Origin of the sequence: Nostoc sp. LEGE 12447 (assembly GCF_015206985.1) — a bacterium.
Lineage (GTDB): Bacteria > Cyanobacteriota > Cyanobacteriia > Cyanobacteriales > Nostocaceae > Nostoc.
Genome location: NZ_JADEXT010000048.1, coordinates 1 through 17,061, shown reverse-complemented (window position 1 = coordinate 17,061; position 17,061 = coordinate 1). Strand labels below are relative to the sequence as shown.

Annotated in this window: 17 protein-coding genes and 1 pseudogene; 10 read left to right on the top strand and 8 right to left on the bottom strand. The window is 41.5% G+C overall.

All coding sequences use genetic code 11. The features are described 5' to 3' along the window. The first annotated feature begins 41 nt into the window (after window positions 1–41). Genes IQ274_RS30415 through IQ274_RS30410 form a run of 3 tightly spaced genes read left to right on the top strand, consistent with a single transcriptional unit; the run spans window position 42 to window position 6,273 of the window. Window positions 42–5,375: an NACHT and WD repeat domain-containing protein gene (locus tag IQ274_RS30415; RefSeq protein ID WP_194144459.1), complete on the top strand. Its 5,334-nt coding sequence runs from the start codon at window positions 42–44 to the stop codon at window positions 5,373–5,375. An 11-nt stretch (window positions 5,376–5,386) separates the two neighbouring features. Next, window positions 5,387–5,854: a hypothetical protein gene (locus IQ274_RS36865; protein WP_228058461.1), complete on the top strand. Its 468-nt coding sequence runs from the start codon at window positions 5,387–5,389 to the stop codon at window positions 5,852–5,854. Further along, window positions 5,821–6,273, top strand: coding sequence for a hypothetical protein (locus IQ274_RS30410; protein WP_228058460.1), 453 nt, complete (start codon window positions 5,821–5,823; stop codon window positions 6,271–6,273). The genes IQ274_RS36865 and IQ274_RS30410 overlap by 34 nt, the downstream gene beginning before the upstream one ends. An 88-nt stretch (window positions 6,274–6,361) precedes the next feature. Here the strand turns inward: IQ274_RS30410 and IQ274_RS37845 are convergent, their stop codons facing one another. The 4 genes from IQ274_RS37845 to IQ274_RS37830 all read right to left on the bottom strand — a co-directional run bounded on the left by IQ274_RS37845 (window position 6,362) and on the right by IQ274_RS37830 (window position 7,461). Continuing rightward, window positions 6,362–6,637, bottom strand: a complete 276-nt coding sequence (locus IQ274_RS37845) for a hypothetical protein (RefSeq protein WP_322745382.1) — start codon at window positions 6,635–6,637, stop codon at window positions 6,362–6,364. Then, a complete protein-coding gene (locus IQ274_RS37840; protein WP_322745380.1) occupies window positions 6,634–6,918 on the bottom strand; it encodes a hypothetical protein in 285 nt (94 codons plus the stop codon). The genes IQ274_RS37845 and IQ274_RS37840 overlap by 4 nt, the downstream gene beginning before the upstream one ends. 51 nt (window positions 6,919–6,969) lie before the next feature. Further along, window positions 6,970–7,173, bottom strand: coding sequence for a hypothetical protein (locus IQ274_RS37835; RefSeq protein ID WP_322745379.1), 204 nt, complete (start codon window positions 7,171–7,173; stop codon window positions 6,970–6,972). Window positions 7,174–7,263: 90 nt separating this feature from the next. Continuing rightward, window positions 7,264–7,461 (bottom strand): hypothetical protein, encoded by a 198-nt coding sequence (locus IQ274_RS37830; RefSeq protein WP_322745378.1) that lies wholly within the window; start codon window positions 7,459–7,461, stop codon window positions 7,264–7,266. A 236-nt stretch (window positions 7,462–7,697) separates the two neighbouring features. Here IQ274_RS37830 and IQ274_RS30400 point away from each other — a divergent pair, with 236 nt between their 5' ends. The 5 genes from IQ274_RS30400 to IQ274_RS30390 all read left to right on the top strand — a co-directional run bounded on the left by IQ274_RS30400 (window position 7,698) and on the right by IQ274_RS30390 (window position 11,731). Further along, window positions 7,698–8,297 carry a hypothetical protein gene (locus IQ274_RS30400; protein WP_194144458.1) on the top strand — a complete coding sequence of 200 codons (600 nt, stop codon included), beginning with the start codon at window positions 7,698–7,700 and terminating at the stop codon, window positions 8,295–8,297. A 299-nt stretch (window positions 8,298–8,596) separates the two neighbouring features. Next, window positions 8,597–8,890 carry a hypothetical protein gene (locus tag IQ274_RS36860; RefSeq protein WP_228058459.1) on the top strand — a complete coding sequence of 98 codons (294 nt, stop codon included), beginning with the start codon at window positions 8,597–8,599 and terminating at the stop codon, window positions 8,888–8,890. Beyond that, a complete protein-coding gene (locus IQ274_RS30395; protein WP_228058458.1) occupies window positions 8,853–9,824 on the top strand; it encodes a helix-turn-helix domain-containing protein in 972 nt (323 codons plus the stop codon). Before IQ274_RS36860 ends, IQ274_RS30395 begins: the two co-directional genes overlap by 38 nt. A gap of 428 nt (window positions 9,825–10,252) precedes the next feature. Further along, on the top strand, window positions 10,253–10,540 hold the full coding sequence (locus IQ274_RS36855) for a hypothetical protein (RefSeq protein WP_228058457.1): 288 nt from the start codon (window positions 10,253–10,255) through the stop codon (window positions 10,538–10,540). After that, window positions 10,541–11,731 (top strand): PriCT-2 domain-containing protein, encoded by a 1,191-nt coding sequence (locus IQ274_RS30390; protein ID WP_228058456.1) that lies wholly within the window; start codon window positions 10,541–10,543, stop codon window positions 11,729–11,731. Window positions 11,732–12,073: 342 nt separating this feature from the next. Here the strand turns inward: IQ274_RS30390 and IQ274_RS30385 are convergent. Continuing rightward, window positions 12,074–12,847: pseudogene (locus tag IQ274_RS30385) on the bottom strand (ISAzo13-like element transposase-related protein); the annotation flags it as partial. A 27-nt stretch (window positions 12,848–12,874) separates the two neighbouring features. Beyond that, the gene (locus IQ274_RS37550; RefSeq protein ID WP_265578583.1) at window positions 12,875–13,312 is read right to left on the bottom strand and encodes a hypothetical protein; all 438 of its coding nucleotides are present in this window, start codon (window positions 13,310–13,312) and stop codon (window positions 12,875–12,877) included. 476 nt (window positions 13,313–13,788) lie between these two features. On the opposite strand from IQ274_RS37550, the gene IQ274_RS30380 reads away from it, so the two are divergent. After that, window positions 13,789–14,127, top strand: coding sequence for a hypothetical protein (locus IQ274_RS30380; protein ID WP_194144457.1), 339 nt, complete (start codon window positions 13,789–13,791; stop codon window positions 14,125–14,127). A gap of 20 nt (window positions 14,128–14,147) precedes the next feature. On the opposite strand, the gene IQ274_RS30375 is transcribed toward IQ274_RS30380, so the two are convergent. Next, on the bottom strand, window positions 14,148–14,498 hold the full coding sequence (locus tag IQ274_RS30375; RefSeq protein ID WP_194144456.1) for a hypothetical protein: 351 nt from the start codon (window positions 14,496–14,498) through the stop codon (window positions 14,148–14,150). Window positions 14,499–14,504: 6 nt separating this feature from the next. Continuing rightward, window positions 14,505–14,648, bottom strand: coding sequence for a hypothetical protein (locus tag IQ274_RS30370; protein WP_194144455.1), 144 nt, complete (start codon window positions 14,646–14,648; stop codon window positions 14,505–14,507). Between the two features lie 288 nt (window positions 14,649–14,936). On the opposite strand from IQ274_RS30370, the gene IQ274_RS30365 reads away from it, so the two are divergent. Continuing rightward, window positions 14,937–16,739 carry a sensor domain-containing diguanylate cyclase gene (locus IQ274_RS30365; protein WP_194144454.1) on the top strand — a complete coding sequence of 601 codons (1,803 nt, stop codon included), beginning with the start codon at window positions 14,937–14,939 and terminating at the stop codon, window positions 16,737–16,739. The last annotated feature ends 322 nt before the right edge of the window (window positions 16,740–17,061 follow it).

Below are 17,061 nucleotides of genomic sequence, written 5' to 3'. Positions count from 1 at the left end.
TCTCCTGCCTCCTGCCTCCTGCCCCCTGCCTTCATAAAGTTATGACAGACTCGCAATCATCACAAGATGCTCGTATAAACAGCGATCGCTCTTTGAAACAATTAGCTTGGGCGATCGAATCCTCCGTGGGACAGTTTAAGCTGATTTTGGCACGGTGTAATTATGCCAGCTTGCGCGATCGCTTAATCTCTAGATTGCAGGAAATTTGTCAAGTTGAAATTCGTATCTTGGCAGTGCAGCAATCAAACAGAACTCTTTATACTGCGATTCAGGAAGAATTCGGCGCAGAAATACCAGCCTGTGTGATGGTTGTGGGTTTGGAATCAGTGCAGAATTTGTCTGTGATGTTAACTTCTGCGAATCAGGTGCGGGAAGAGTTTCGCAAGAATTTTGCTTTTCCCTTAGTGTTGTGGATTGACGATGAAATCTACAAGCAATTAATACAGCTTGCACCAGATTTGGAAAGTTGGGCAACTACGAGAGATTTTGCCATATCAACACAAGAATTAGTAGATTTTATTACCAAAACGGCTAATCAATGGTTTAGTAATAGCTTTAATTTCAGTGTAGATGTATATATTAAACTGGAAAATGAGTTAGAAACGGCACAAAGAGATTTACTCAACAAGCCAGATGTTTATAATTTAGAAATTCAAGCTAATCTAGAATCCTTGTTAGGTTTCATCAAACAGATAAATAATCAAAAAGATTCGGCATTAGAGCATTATCACAAAGCTTTAGAACTTTGGCAACAAAATCATAATTTAGAGCAATGGGCAAAAGTTCTGGGTGAGATTGGCTTTTGCTATTATCTCAAAGCTTTTAAACATCAAGATATCAATCATCCCGATTGGCAAGCAACTTGGCATTATATCCAAGAGTATATAAATTTTATTAACCGATTGAAAAGTCCAGATTTAATTGCTAATGCAGTAATTAAGTTTGGTGATATCTTGCGAGACTTGCAAAAGTGGGAAACGTTGCAGAGTCTTTCTGAGCAAGGTTTAGTAATCCATCGAGCTAACAACCAGCTAAGAGAATTAGCCAAAGATTACGGTTTTTTAGCTGAGGTAGCTTTGGCTCAGAATAATTGGGTTAAAGCAAATCAGTTAGTTAAGCAAGCCTTGGAAGTTTTTGCTACGATTACAAATCTGGAATCAGCTAATATATCAGGGCTTTTATCTAATATTACTGAAAAGGTTTTAAAATCAAAAGACTTCAGCTTATATCAATTTATTTTAGGTCGTTCTCAATACCATTTAGGTCAAAGTCAAGAGGCAACCCTCAGCTTAGAAAATGCTAAGGATGTGGGTAATTCCCTAGAAGATGTCAGGCTTTTTTTGGATATTCACAGGTTTTTACAGCAGCTTTATTTTGAACAAAAAAAATATCTCAAAGCATACAAAATTAAACAGCAACGGCGTTCCATTGAACAGCAATTTGGCTTGCGGGCTTTTATTGGTGCGGGTAGGTTAGAAGCTACAAAACAGGCATTTGTCGAGACATTGCCCTCAAACTCTCCCCAGGGAAACATTGCCCCGGAAATTGCTGCATCTGGTCGCCTGTTGGATATAGAACGTTTGATTGAACGCATGGGTCGCCCTGATTATAAGCTGATAGTAATTCATGGGCAATCGGGTGTAGGCAAAAGTTCCCTGGTGAATGCAGGACTGTTACCAGCTTTAAAGAATAAAGCGATCGGTACTCAAGATTATTTGCCGGTGGTAATGCGCGTTTACACCAACTGGGTGGAAGAGTTGGGCAGGCTTTTAGGAGAAAGTGAGGAATCGAGAGTTTGTAGAGACGCGATTCATCGCGTCTCTACTGATTGGGGAGAGTCAGAACCTCAACGTTCAGCCTCTGAACTCGGCACTTCAACCTCTGAACTCGGACGTTCAACCTCTGCACTCGGACGTTTGACCTTTGAACTCGGAACTTCGACCTCTGAACTCGGAACTTCGACCTCTGAACTCGGACGTTCGACCTCTGAACCCGGACGTTCGACCTCTGAACTCGGACGTTCGACCTCTGAACTCGGACGTTCGACCTCTGAACTCGGAATACCGCAATATTTAATATCCAGACTTAAAGAAAACGAACAGCACAATCTCCGCACGGTGCTAATTTTCGATCAGTTTGAGGAATTTTTCTTTGTTTACACCGAACCTGCACAAAGAAAGCAATTCTTTGAGTTTCTGGGAGAGTGTTTGAATGTTCTATCAGTGAAAGTTATCTTATCACTGCGGGTAGATTACATTCATTACTTGCTGGAGTGCAATGATTTGTCCAGTCTCAAGATTATTGGCAATGACATTCTCAGTAATAATGTGCTTTACAAGTTGGGGAATTTCTCACCTGCTGATACGAAGTCAATTATTCAGCGTTTAACTGAGAATACTAGTTTTCGCTTAGAACCTGCTTTAGTAGAACAACTGGTGCAAGATTTAGCCGGAGAATTGGGTGAAGTGCGTCCCATTGAGTTGCAGGTTGTGGGGGCGCAACTGCAAACGGAGAATATTACAACTCTGGCAGAATATCAGCAACGTGGTACTAAGGGGGAATTGGTTAAGCGTTATTTAAATGAAGTTGTTCATGATTGCGGTGAAGAAAATCAGCAAGCAGCAGACATTTTACTGTATCTACTGACTGATGAAAAAGGAACTCGCCCTCTGAAGACTCGCGCTGAGTTGGAACGTGATTTGATGCCGTATTTTTCGCAGATCCCCCCAACCCCCCTTAAAAAGGGGGGCTTTATTCTTTCTATCCCCTTTTTAAGGCGATCGCCGCAGGCGGGGGGATCAGAAACTAGGGCGAAACAAACTTCTGAAATCAGTAAATTAGATTTAGTCTTAGAGATTTTTGTCCAATCCGGCTTAGTAGTTTTGCTACCAGAAAACCCAAATGACCGTTATCAACTGGTGCATGACTACATTGCCGCCTTTATCCGCCAGCAACAGGAACCGAAGTTAAAGCAGGTGATGGCGGAACTGGAAAAAGAACGAGAACAAAGAAAACAAAGTGAAGCAAAACTTAATCGTGTTCTCAAACGCGCCCTTTTTAGTTCAATTGCCGCAGGTTTAGGATTTGCTGGGTTAGCAGCGGTAACATTCCAGTGGACAGTAGAGGCAAATGTTCATCTAATTAACGCCATCAATAATTCTTCTGAGGCCTTTGCTGTTTCTAGACAACATCCAGATGCTTTAATAGCAGCATTAAGGGCAGGTAGCAAACTCAAGCATACAATTTGGGCACAGCATAGAAGCGATACCCGAATGCAAACTGTGACAACTTTACAGCAAGCGGTTTACTTAAAGCCAAACGAGCCAAAAGAAAATCGTGCGATCGAGGTGAATACTTTAGAAGGTCATAGCAGCGCGGTCAATAGCATCGCCTACAGTCCCAATGGAAAACAGTTAGCTTCTGCTAGTGATGACAACACCATCAAAATCTGGGATGTCAGTAGTGGTCAACTCCTCAAATCCCTTACTGGTCATAGCGATGAAGTCTGGAGCGTCGCCTACAGCCTCAATGGACAACAGTTAGCTTCCGCTAGTCGGGATAAGACTATCAAAATCTGGGATGTTAGCAGTGGTAAACTCCTCAAATTCCTTACTGGTCATAGCAATGCGGTTAATAGCGTCGCCTACAGCCCCAATGGACAACAGTTAGCTTCCGCTAGTCGGGATAAGACTATCAAAATCTGGGATGTCAACAGTGGCAAACTCCTCAAATCCCTGACTGGTCATAGCAAAGAGGTCATGAGCATCGCTTACAGCCGTGATGGACAACAGTTAGCTTCTGCTAGTGCTGACAACACCATCAAAATCTGGGATGTCAACAGTGGCAAACTCCTCAAATCCCTGACTGGTCATAGCAAAGAGGTCATGAGCATCGCTTACAGCAGTGATGGACAACAGCTAGCTTCTGCTAGTGCTGACAACACCATCAAAATCTGGGGTGTCAGTAATGGTCAACTTCTCAAATCCATGATTGGTCATAGAAGTGGGGTCTTTAACGTCGCCTACAGCCCCAATGGACAACAGCTAGCTTCTGCTAGTGATGATAACACCATCAAAATCTGGGATGTCAACAGTAAACAACTCCTCAAATCCCTTACTGGCCATAGCGGTAGAGTCTATAGCGTCGCCTACAGCCCTAATGGAAAACAGTTAGCTTCTGCTAGTTGGGACAGAACCATCAAAATTTGGGATGTCAGTAGTGGTAAACCCCCTAAAACCCTAACTGGTCATAGCAAAGAAGTCAATAGCATCGCCTACAGCCCTAATAGACAACAGCTAGTTTCTGCTAGTGATGACAAGACGATCAAAATTTGGGATGTCAACAGTGGTAAACTGTTTAAAAACTTTACTGGTCATAGCGATAGGGTCATTAGCGTCGCCTACAGCCCCAATGGACAACAGTTAGCTTCTGCTAGTGCTGACAAAACCATCAAAATCTGGGATATCAGCAGTAAAAAAATTTTTAAAACCCTTACTGGTCATAACGGTACAGTCATTAGTGTCGCCTACAGCCCCAATGGACAACAGTTAGGTTCTGCTAGTGTTGACAAAACCGTCAAAATTTGGGATGTCAGCAGTGGTCAACTCCTCAAAACTCTCTCTGGTCATAGAAATTGGGTCATTAGCGTAGCCTACAGCTCCAATGGACAACAGTTAGCTTCCGCTAGTGCTGACAACACCATCAAAATTTGGGATGTCAGCAGTGGTCAACTCCTCAAAACTCTCTCTGGTCATAGGAATTGGGTCATTAGCGTAGCCTACAGCCCCAATGGACAACAGTTAGCTTCTGCTAGTGCTGACAAGACCATCAGCATCTGGGATATCAGCAGTGGTCAACTCCTCAAAACTTTTACTGGTCATACTGATGCAGTTAGAAGCATCGCCTATAGCCTTGATGGACAACAGTTAGTTTCTGCTAGTCGAGATAAGACCATCAAGATATGGGATGTCAACAGTGGTCAACTACTCAAAACTTTTACTGGTCATACTGATAGGGTCAATAGTATCGCTTTCAGCCCCAATGGACAACAGTTAGCTTCTGCTAGTGATGACAAAACAATAATTTTATGGGATTTGGATTTCGATAATTTATTACTGAGTGGTTGCAACTTGCTGAATAATTACTTTATTGGTCATCCAGAAGTGTTAGAAGAGTTGCAATCATGCCAAACGCGATCGCGGTTAGTGCAAGGTGCGATCGCGTTAGTTATCCAAGGTGAAAAGTTAGCGCGAAATGATGATATTAATGGCGCTGTTGAAAAGTTCAACAAAGCACAGCAGTGGGATAATAAATTAAAGTTTGATTCTCAGGCGAGAGCAAAAGAGTTGGCGAATCAACGAAAGGGGAACTCATAGAGCAGAAACTGATGGAAATTGCTCTAAAATTTGGTCATCCTAAACAAATCATTGCTGACCGTGGAAGTGATATTCAAAGAGGAATTAAACTGTATAAACAGAATCATCCTGATGTAATTTATACTTATGATGTAACTCATGCAATGGCTTTGTTACTCAAGCATGAATTAACTGGTTCCGAAAAATATCAGTCTTTTATACAGCAGTGTGGTCAATGTCGGAGACAAGTACAACAAACCGAACTATCTTTCTTAGCTCCTCCCTCACAACGCTCGCAGTGTCGTTACTTTAACGTAGAAAAACTTTTAGATTGGGCTGAAAAGTTGCTGAATTCACCGCTAGATATTTTAACCAATTTAGTACCAAATATTGAGCCAGAAGTTCTTAAGACTAAATTGAAACAGAAGTTGGGTTGGTTAGCATCTTATCAAGACTCACTGAACGATTGGAAACAAATGGTTTACATGACCGCAGAGTAGAAACTCAAATTAAGCTTGATGGATTGAATCAAGAAACCTTCAATATTATGCAACAATATTTAACAATAGGAATGGATTATTCAAAAGGGTTTAGACAAAAAATTATCGGCTATTTAACACAGGAAATATCTCACATTACATCAGGTCAAACATTATTAGCTACTTCTGATGTCTTAGAATCACTATTTGGTAAATACAAACAGTTTTCTTCTCGTTGCCCTCTTAAACAAATCGGTCAAATATTTTCGAGTATTTGTTTATCAACCATGAATTTGACAACTAATCTTGTGAAAGAAGCATTAGAGACAGTCCGTTTTTTAGATGTTGAAGACTGGGCAGCTCTTGTTTTTGGCAAATCTATGCTCTCAAAAAGGAGAATTTTGTTTTCTGCCTCAACTGGCGACACAGAAACTGCATGAAGAAACTCTTAAGTTTCTCCAACAAAATCAACACCCTAGGTGATTGCACAGTTTTTAACTAAGCAATCGCTCTAATCAACAACTTCACCTACTCTTTTTCCGGTTGCCAGAATCGCAATTCGTTTCGGAAATACCTATCAGTCTTTTTCGATTGCTCCTTCCAGCAATCCCAAGCCACCACTATTTCCTCGCCCAAATCTTGCACCACCTCACCTCTCTCGACATACAAAGTGCGGTATGGGTCAGCATGGGCAACAGTAGAACCGAGTGCAATTGTGTCCGGTTGAGAGGATGTTTTCTGGAGTACGGTAATTAATTCTGTCTCTTGGGTGGTTAATTCTGCCCAATAATCTGGTTTAATCACCTCGTACTCTTGGGCAACATCCCAATAGTCCTCCCAGCTACACCCAGGCTTTGACAAGACCCGCCGAATATCACTAATCGCCTGGGGCAACATTTCCAATTGTTCGGCCTGATATGCGATCGCAGATCAATTGTCTTTTCCAGTGCTTGCTTTACCTGCTTGTTCAAAGCTTTGGTCGCTTGCTGGGTCATGGTATTTCCCCACTGCTGTTGAGGACGTTCTTGTACTGCGTTTTCCAAATCTTGAATACGCTGCTTGAGTTGTTGATTCTCAGCCTCCAATTTCCTTAGCCCCTCCATCTCCGAGAGGCGTTGCTGTAACTGGATATTTTCTTATTTCTGTTGTTTAAAGAGTTGTTGCAGAGATTGGATTTGCTCTTGCACTTGTTCTTCTGCTTTGGCTGTGGCCTCTGTTTGCAAACCAATCCTCAATTCCTGGGAAAGTCGCTCTAACTCTTGTTTATGGCGTTCTTCGATAGCAGCGATCACTTCCGTATATTCTGCGGGGTAAGTGCGTTTTCTAGGGAATGGAACCACTTTTTTAGCCGCAGCCGCAAAGTCTGATTCACCAGGGGAAGGGTTGTCTTTGAGAGCGATCGCTACAGCTTGTTTTAGTTTCTCTGGTTCCTAGACTAAACGAAGTAACGGACGAGCCTGACGCTCATTTTTGATGTGTCCGCCCAACTCGCCAACTGCATCTATGACCTTTTTAGCTCCTAGCAGTTGGTTGATTCGTCGGTATCCACCCCAGGCGTATAATTCACGCTGGCAGTATTCTGAAAAGTTCTTATATCCAGCTTGCAGGTAAAGCTGCTGTTCCCTCATCTGGAGGATTTCATTTACCGCCTGCCACTCGAATCTGTCGATGACAGTAAAGGTTTCCTGGATACTGGTGTTGAGATTGCTGTAGCCAATGGCTGAGGTTGTTTCGGAACAGTCTAGTGTCAGCTTCAGAAATCAGCTTTTATTTGCTCAGATCAAAAGGTGATCACTCCCCGTCCAAAGTTTGTGATCACCCTCTGTAAAAACCTAACCCCGTGTAGAGGCAGGAGATCCTTATTATGACGCAATCCGTTTACACACAACAAGCACCCTCAAGCTTCAAACTCAATCAAACAATAATTGCAAATACTCCCTTCAAAGACGAGCAAGCGATAGCCCAAGCAGAACTGTACAGCCACCTCGAATCCCAAGCCGAAGCTGTAGCCCCAACCCAAGATCCTCTCACCAGCAGAGATCGCCGCATCATTGGCGAGATTATTGAAGTCGAACCCGAATCAATCCGCACCATCTGGATAGAAGGCGGAATCACAGTATGGGTGCAGTTTGTGGAAGGCGGACGGCTACCCTTTGATAGGGACTGGTTCGCCGCAAGAGTTGCAGAGGTTAAAGCGACTCTACCGGAAACCCCACTAGAAAGGAACGAACGATTAAGCGATGAACTAGAAATAGCTTGCACTGTTTTTGGTCTTTATCACGGCGAAATCGATTGGTTAGGATTCAGCACCAAACTCTACCAAGACGGGCACTTTGTTGGCTTCGTCGGGTGCAATCAACAAAGCTGGTACGCAAGACCTAGACAGTACGGACTCAATCGCGTGGCTCCTAGTGCCGAACAAGTGATTGGGCTGCTGGGAGTCCGAGTGGCAGTAGCGGCGTAAGTTGCTGAAGGTAGAAAGGGCGATTCACGCAAACTGGGTCAATATTGTTACTTTTACAATGACTTTATCATCAATGCCCCATTGCTTATCCTTCATACCACACGCGATCGCTGCCTTTATCCTTTTTTAGTATCTATGTACTATATTTAGATGCGTTTGCCCTGCGTTAGATGGCGGCTAACTTATACACCAATCGATGAAATCCGCCTGCTGTTGCCCATGCAGTCCTAGAAGATAAATTCCATTCGATGAGAGTTTTCTTATGGCAGCCAATGATTTAAATCCGCAACTTCCACTAATTGTGGAAGCAAAATGAAGATGGGATACCCTACTTACAACATAGAGCTAAGGGCAATTCTCAAAACTTCATTGAGCATTATATTGCCAACCCCGGTGATATTTCCATGATCCCTTGGGATGAAGCACTACAAATCATTGATAAATTTGGGTTTAACAGCGCCAAACTGCACTTAATCTTTGCTGCCTATGCAATGAAACAGGAAAGACCGTGGGAAAGCTTATTTATTCTCATATGCCAGCGACTTGATAAAAGATATGGGTTGGGATCAGCGAACAGATTTACCCAAACATAAAAAACTCTCAGAAATAGCCAAAACTGCGTTTGCATTAGATTGTTTGTTAGTTAAAGCAGTATGGATAGAAGGTAGGAACAAAAAAGGTGGAATAAATGCTAGTACCCCTGTAGGTCGAATGTGGAACATTACAGTTGTGCCCTATGGTCAGATAAATTTACAAGGGAAAATAGAAGAACCTAATGAAGTTCAGTTAATTATTCAACCCGGTGCTTGGACTCAACATTTTTTGAACAGAGCAGGAGCAAAATCAAGGGACGCTTTATATCAGTTCGGCTACTTAGCCCAACAAGTTTTGAAAATTGATCCCTACCATGATGAACTCGCGCTAAGGCTGGCTATATATCTAACATTAGATAGTCGAATTCGCCTTGATGGAAATTACAAAGTACAGGAGCTATTAGAAATTGCATTTGTCAAACCGATTATAGATAAAGCTCGATTAGATCGCCGCCGAGCCTATGACTTAAAACAGCACTGGGATAGTGCCATAAAGCTACTACTAAAACTGGGCTGGCAGATTGCATTTGACCCCGAAACTTACCCCGAAGAGCTAAGACCAGACTCCAAGGATAAGAAACCTAAAGGCTACCTTGATAAGCTGTTGGATGCAAAACTCACCATCAAACCCCCAACCCCTATCCCGGAACTTATAGCATCCAAGGTAAAACTCACGGTTGAACGATCGCAATTGAAAGTTAAACCCAAAGTAGAACAGTTACAGCCCAAAGCCAACCCCACACAGGAACAACACATCAGCTTGACTAGCAGTCAAGTTAAAGAAGCACGTATTGCTAAAGGCTGGTCTCAAGCTAAACTGGCTGGTTTTATCGGCGTATCTCAAAACCTTATTTCCCTGATTGAACGGGGTGAGCGCACCTTCAATCCACAGCTAGCCACCCAGATCCAAACGCTTCTAGATATCCAAGACTAAGTATTATTACTCTAGATTTCCCAACTACGAGTTGATGATCAGCTGTGGTTGGCTGGTTTTCTGTTGCAGTCTTGTTTTAAAAAAAATAATTCAAAAAATTGGCTTTAAAGCTTTGCCCTGTAAGGCTTTGGTTCTTAAAACAAAGGCTCTAGAATCCCCGGACAATCCATTTTTGAAATCCTTGCTGCATAAGGGTTGTAGCCTCTTAAAACAGCCCTGATTAATTAGATTAATTAGATCAGTTTTGCCTAGTGGTTTTGGCCAATCTGGCATTATTTCCTGGTGTCCAAAAATGTCAAAAACTTTTTTGGCTACTGAAAACCTTAAGCTGCCCTCAAACCTTACTTCCCACAATAAGCACCCTGGCGTGTACCAACAGAGGGGTAATGGCTGATAAGCGGCGGTTTCCTAGAAGGAGTGACTAATAAATGACAAACCCCGTAGTTGAGAGCAGAAGAACGGCGCTATCAGGGAAAAAATCTATTTACGATAGCGCGTTTTTACCCCCAGTCATACCTAGTAATAAAATCAAGTTTGCGTTTAATGCCACAGGCAGAAATAAAGACTGGGACTTTAAGAAACTTGCCGCCAACTTTCAAGATACAGAAGGCACTCTAGAAGATGTGCAGCAACACATTAAAGCAGGTCACGCTATCTGTGCTGGCTTATTGGGTGGGAAATGGCGCAGTAAGGCTAATGTCATCGGTTCTCAATGATTGCTCCTCGACATTGATAATTCCGATGTCGCCCGTGATGAAGACGGCAAACCAATCAAGGACGAAAACGGAAATTCTATCAAAGTTTACGATCCGCAACTAACCATTGAGGAAGCCCTAGCCCATTCCTTCATTCAAAAGCACTGCGCTTTCATGTACACCACTGCCAGTCATAAACCAGACTGGCATAAATTCCGGTTGATTTTCCCTTTACCGCAATATGTTGAAGGTGCTGATACTGTAGAAGCTTGTACCCGTAAGCTGATGCAGCAGTTACCGCATGATCCAGCTTGTAAAGATGCAAGTCGTGTATTTTACGGCAGCACAGAAGCCGAATTCCCGTTAGTCAACCGTGAAGCCACTTTACCAGCAGAATGGATTCAGGAAGCGATCGCGATCGCGCTGCATGAACGGGAGGAGTATCAGCTAAGAATTCAAGAAATTGAGTCACGGCGTAAAGAGTGGCGTGAGATTTCCCTCACTGAAGGCTGGGATATTGACCAGCTTATCCAGAACACGCTTTCATTCATCCCACCACGCACCCCAGGAAGCGGTAACTACGACGAATGCCGTCAGGTGTTGATGGCGCTGGTTAACCATTATGGGGCATCAGAAGCGGAAATCATAGCAGAACAGTGGTCGCCCAGTATCAAAGGCTCAACTTGGAACATCCACGCCAAGATTCGCAGTTTTAGACGTGGGGGAATTACGATCAGAACACTGTTTCATATTGCCAAACAGTATGGCTTTCGCTTCCCGCAACGGCAGTACCAAGCATACCAGCCCAAAGGACTAATTAACCGTGAACAGTGGGAACTTGGGCGAGTCAGAGAGGACTTGAGCAGCTTCCAAAATTTATTAAAGCAAGCGATCAGCTACGCTGGGGCGCAGCCCATCGCGCCATTTTCTTCGATATTTAAAGGATTTAAAGCCCCACCAACACCCAAGCCCTTACCCGAAATTGACACGCCTCCGCCCAATGTAATTATTTACAAGCCCGGCAATATCCCGTACATAACTGAAGTTACAGGCAATATCTCTATCTCCTGCCAGCCAAAAGAACATATTACCGCTTGGGTGGAAGCTGTTTCTAAGGGCTGGACACAAATCTTAGATAATTCCCACCCAGGACTAGGTAAGTCTTACAACGCGGGGCAATTACGGCAGGGCTATTCGGCGTTGATAAACTAATTTACCAGGATGTCAACCACAGAAACCCATCCACACTGCCCATTGAGACGAATTTTGTTGACTTACCAGTGCGTCACAACGGCTTTAAACTAGACCCCACCCGCAAACTCCTACTGGTGAGGACTTTAGGGACTTCCAAAGAATAAATTATTCCAAGAAAAACAAGAGAGAGGCTTTATCAAGAATGATAATCATTTTAAGGGGGAGAAAAGGGGTTGCCGAGGGCAACCCCTTTTCTCCCCCTCATCTATGCATGAAGAATCTATACACTTGTCGTCTGCTTTAAAGTTTAACAGTGTAAAATTAGTATGTTTTGTAGCTAAATAAATGCTGTTATTAAAATCAAATAATTTTTGTTTTACTACAACAAATATCAATAAACCAATTACCTAAATTTGGGAAAACTTCATGAGTAGAATCGGTTAGCCGCTCAATCTGTTTTTCAATTTGAGCCATAGCTTTTTTTGTAAGCTTTACCCCATTCTCATAAGTTTCGTGTACTAGCTTGACGGCTGGATGTTTCCCGTTCCATTTCATAGTTCTAGCAAAATTTAAAGCTGTTTCTAGTTCATCTAAAATACTTCCATTCCAATGATTTTCTAATACTGCCCATGTCCTTTCTATTGGATTATATTTACTATGATATGGAGGATAATAAGCTAAACGTATATTTACTTGATGTTTGTGAGCAAACTCTACTATACGTTTCATAAATTGGGTACGTCGTGAACTATTCTGCGGCCCATTATCTTGATTGAGAAGTAGTGTTTTAACTTGAGAAAAACGATGCTTTTCACAAGACCAAAAATCTTCTAAAATATCAACGATAAAATCACTTGTAACTTTCGATTCTGTAAAGTACAAAAATAACTCATCAAGCTCTGGAAGAAATATCCCATAGGGAGTTACAGTTGTTTTCGGATTATAATCATGGTCCTCAGCCTTCGCCCCATCCCGGCTTTTACCCCCTCGGTCAAATGAGCCGATCTTAACACGGGCTTTTCCGTCCATGCTTAGACGTAAAACACTCTTATCTTCCGAAGCATCAATATTAACTACGTCTAATTGCTCAAAGATTGCATCAGTTTGTGGGATTTTTTTTGAGGCTGAACTTTCTTTACCCTTCTGAGCTTGTAACCTAAATTATTTAATTTGACTCGAATTGAATAGGAATGTATGTAACTTTTCATCACTATAACCATACTTTTCGATTAATTGCTTTCTGACTTCGGCTGCACTGAGTCTAGTATATAGTCTTTGACTTTTAAAACTCGGATCGGTTTGACTATAGAAGTCAACTAAATTTTTTATATCTTCTAAAAGATTTGGCAGGTGTTTTTCCGCCTTATAACGTCCTTTGCCACTCATATTATCAACACAAGTAATACCGCTTTTTAATTCTCTTGTCCCTTTCCGAATTGTGTCTCTATTCCATCCTAGTTCTGATTGTGCAAGCCTTTGCCCTCCTAAACCTAAGCCCTGAACTGTCTGTGCCATAAATTTACGCTTTTCAGCACCTTTCAATTGAGATGCAGTTTCAATCAACAACTTTTTAAGAGAATCAGTTAATACTATAGTCACCAGTTGACACACTCAAAAACTCAATCATTATTCAAATTACTACAAAAGGGGGATGAAGGGGCTGCCGTCGGCAGCCCCTTCATCCCCCTTTAAAATGATTATTATTATTGCTAATGGAATAGTTTATTTTCTGGAAGTCCCTTAAACTGTGGACTAAAGCGGGTGAGACTGCTGACACTGATGGTAATTGTCATAGAACTTACTTATTTAACGCATTTCGTAACAAGAATTTTAACAGTTTAGATTTTGAAGAGAGCGGCATCAGCCCCATCTGTGGCGGTTGTTCCCTTAAAAATCAGTGCCGTTTCGCTCAAGGGGATGGTTTTGGCTTCCGCTTTCAAAAGCGCAGTGCAATTCAAAATTATTCTGAACTTAGAGCGCACCCAGACTCTACCCCTGTCACCTTAACTAACGCTGCTGACCAAACTTTCACCGTTGGGCGGTTATGGGAAGAAGCTGGCACACTCATCAAGCCCGTGCGTTCGGTTAATGTGAACCGAGGCGATTTTGAAACCACCGTGGGCAAACTGCTACTGTTAGAACCAAATCTTCTATCACAGCTGCAACCTGCACTCTTAGTTTTACACCAACTGTTAACTCAACACCTTTTACCCACTGACCGCTACGGGGCTCATCGTCGCTCCAATGTGGAGCTAACATTCTACTTCTGCGCTGACTATGATTTGGGTTTCCTTGATCGTGAATTACCAGGAGTTAAATTAGAAAGCGTTGATGCTTTCCAACTCTGCCCTGAAGCTGGTAACGCCAGTGAGCAAACAGGACACGCTATAGTTAATGCTCTAACCCACCTTTAGCAGTCAAAACAGAAAATTACTCAACCGGCGATCGCCAACATTGCCGAAATCTCCCAAGCTTGGGTGAGCCGATTTACCCAGAGATGGGGGGGCTGGCAACACTTTAAAAAATTATTAATCCTGCTATTAGATAGTCTTAATAGCGGTAGTAATAAAAATTTGACTGACTTAGACGACGATGAAAAGTGGTTAGCCCGTACATACTTCCCGATGTTGATTGCTGAATCAGAATCATCACTCCCAACTGTGCTTGAAGGTGTGGCGGAAGTTGCCCAAGTTCTTGGTAATAGGGCGATGCGGCGAGTTTTAAACAGATGTAGCCCGGCTGTTAGGGCTGACTTGCTGATGATTGTACTGAGTTGTCTGCCCACCGAAGTTTACTCAATCTCAGTTTCTTCAATCTCTGCATCACTCGCAGAACCTGCGCTATCACCTTGAACAGTCATAAGAACTGATTCCAGACGATAACCTGCTTCCGGAATGTAATATCCAGCGTACAGGTTGAGTCTGGCTTGTAACATTCTCAAAGTTAAGCCTTAAATATTGTTTTGTTTATTTATATATTGCACCTATAAATATTAATTTAAAAAAACTGACTACGTGCAAGAATAATCATAAATACCAGCAAGATGTGGCTAAAAGTGCTAATAAACAGCATAATACTTGCTGTTTATTTTAATTAAATTTTTTAACAGAATAATTTGTAAAAAAGTTAGATTGAAAGAAAGCTTTGGTACAGATCAATTTTAGTATAAAATATTTTAATATTTTATCAGTAATTATACGCAAAATTTGGTAGTTGGTATTTTATGATAAATAAAATTTTACATAATATTACTAAAGTATCTGCTGATTTATTCTGTAAACTTTTAGGACAGCCTAGTGTTAGTGATTTAAAAAGTGAATTGTGTGAGAAAAACGTTCAAATTCAGCAACTAGAAGAACAAGAAAGGGCGCTTTATAAAGTTATTAGTAAAATCCGAGCTTCTCTAGAGTTAGAAACAATTTTTCGTACAGCTACTAAAGAAACTTGCAAGTTACTTCGTATCGAGCGGATTGCTGTCTATCGTTTTTATGAAAACTGGGGTGGAGAATTTGTCAGCGACTTTGAGTTTGCCGAGCCTGGATGGGATGATGTAGAAACATTAGGAAAAAATACAGTTTGGAATGACTCTTATCTACAAGAACATCAAGGTGGACGTTATCGTAATAATGAAACTTTAGTAATTTCAGATGTCTACTCAGCAGGTTTATCTCAATGCCATTTAGAAATTTTAGAACAGTTCCATATTCGAGCTTATGCAACAGCACCAATTTTTGTGGGAAAAAACCTGTGGGGAGTTCTTGCTGCTTATCAGCACTCACAGCCACATGAATGGAAAAAATTAGAAATACAGTTTCTGTCTCAAATTGCAACGCAGTTAGGGTTTGCAGTTAAACAAGCAGAATTGTTAGCTCAAGCAGAACAAAAAGCAATAGAGCTGCATAAAGCTAATCAGCAACAGGAAATTCTATTTAATTTAGTTGCTGAAATTCGTGAGTCTCTTAATTTAGACACTTTGTTTAAAACAACTGTACGAGAAGTGCGTAAAGCTCTCCGTGCAGATCGCGTTGGGATCTTTCGATTTGACCCGGAATCGAACTATACCTGTGGTGAATTTGTCTCTGAGAATGTATTGCCTGATTACGATTCGGTGATTGCCATAAAAGTGTTGGATCATTGTTTTGGTGAAAAATATGCAGTTGCTTATCACCAAGGGCGTATACAGGTATTATCAAATGTTTATGAAGCTGGGCTACGAGATTGCCACCTCTTAGTGTTAGAGCAATTTCAAATCAAGGCGCAAATTGTTGTACCCCTAATGAAAGGAAAAACTTTATGGGGATTACTATGCGTTCATCAGTGCTATTGTTCTCGCGAGTGGAAAACGTCGGAAATCCAATTTATTCGACAATTAGCAGCTCAGTTTAATGTAGCTCTAGAACATTCAAAATTATTAGCTCAATTCTGCTCCCAAGCTAATCAATTAACTCAAGCAAACCATTCTTTAGAATTAGTAAATTATAAATTAGAAAAACTTAGTAAGCTAGATGGTCTAACTAAAATAGCTAACCGTCGTTGTTTTGATGAATTATTAGAGCGGGAATGGAATCGACTACAACAAACAGGGAATTATTTATCTTTAGTTTTATTTGATATTGACAATTTCAAAGATTATAACGATAATTATGGACACCTAGCAGGGGATGAATGCTTAATACAAGTTGCTCGTGTAGCACAAGCTGTATTAAAGCGGCCTACGGATCTACTAGCTCGTTATGGTGGAGAAGAATTTGTTGTCCTTTTACCAAATACGAATGAATCAGGTGCCATTAAAGTAGCTAAATTGATTCATAAGTCTATTGAAGAATTAAAAATTTATCATAGAAAAAATACTAGCTTTCAAAATTTTGTGACCGTCAGTTTAGGTGTGGCGACTCAAATACCAACAGTTAAAAGCTCTGCTCAAGAATTAATTGATGCAGCAGATAAAGCTTTGTACAAAGCTAAAGAACAAGGACGCAATAGATGGGTTTGTGCTGCAAAACTTCAAGTTCAATCAGATACCTGACTTTATCAAATACTAAAATCTCGGTGCTGTTGTTTTCTGGGTTGTTGCTGCCGATTAGTAATGCTGAGGCGATCCCCAAAATCCTAGATATCTCCCAAGCTTGGGTGAGCCGATTTACCCAGCGTTGGGGGGCTGGCAGCAATTTAAAAAATTATTACTCTTGCTATTAGATAGTCTTATCCCTCTTCTGTCACTTTCCGGGTATTCTGAATAAAAGGATTCAAAGAAAAAACTCTGGAAACTAAGCAGGGCAATGGATGTAGAACTACAAATTCTGAAACATTTGGCAAGAGATGCCCACCCAACAGTTGCGATCGTAGAT

What these genes read in the sequence shown, in the direction of transcription:
- IQ274_RS30415 (WP_194144459.1), top strand. Translation starts at nt 42, where the DNA reads ATGACAGACTCGCAATCATCACAAGATGCTCGTATAAACAGCGATCGC.
- IQ274_RS36865 (WP_228058461.1), top strand. Translation starts at nt 5,387, where the DNA reads ATGGAAATTGCTCTAAAATTTGGTCATCCTAAACAAATCATTGCTGAC.
- IQ274_RS37830 (WP_322745378.1), bottom strand. Translation starts at nt 7,461, where the DNA reads ATGAGGGAACAGCAGCTTTACCTGCAAGCTGGATATAAGAACTTTTCA.
- IQ274_RS30400 (WP_194144458.1), top strand. Translation starts at nt 7,698, where the DNA reads ATGACGCAATCCGTTTACACACAACAAGCACCCTCAAGCTTCAAACTC.
- IQ274_RS30395 (WP_228058458.1), top strand. Translation starts at nt 8,853, where the DNA reads ATGGGTTGGGATCAGCGAACAGATTTACCCAAACATAAAAAACTCTCA.
- IQ274_RS36855 (WP_228058457.1), top strand. Translation starts at nt 10,253, where the DNA reads ATGACAAACCCCGTAGTTGAGAGCAGAAGAACGGCGCTATCAGGGAAA.
- IQ274_RS30370 (WP_194144455.1), bottom strand. Translation starts at nt 14,648, where the DNA reads ATGTTACAAGCCAGACTCAACCTGTACGCTGGATATTACATTCCGGAA.
- IQ274_RS30365 (WP_194144454.1), top strand. Translation starts at nt 14,937, where the DNA reads ATGATAAATAAAATTTTACATAATATTACTAAAGTATCTGCTGATTTA.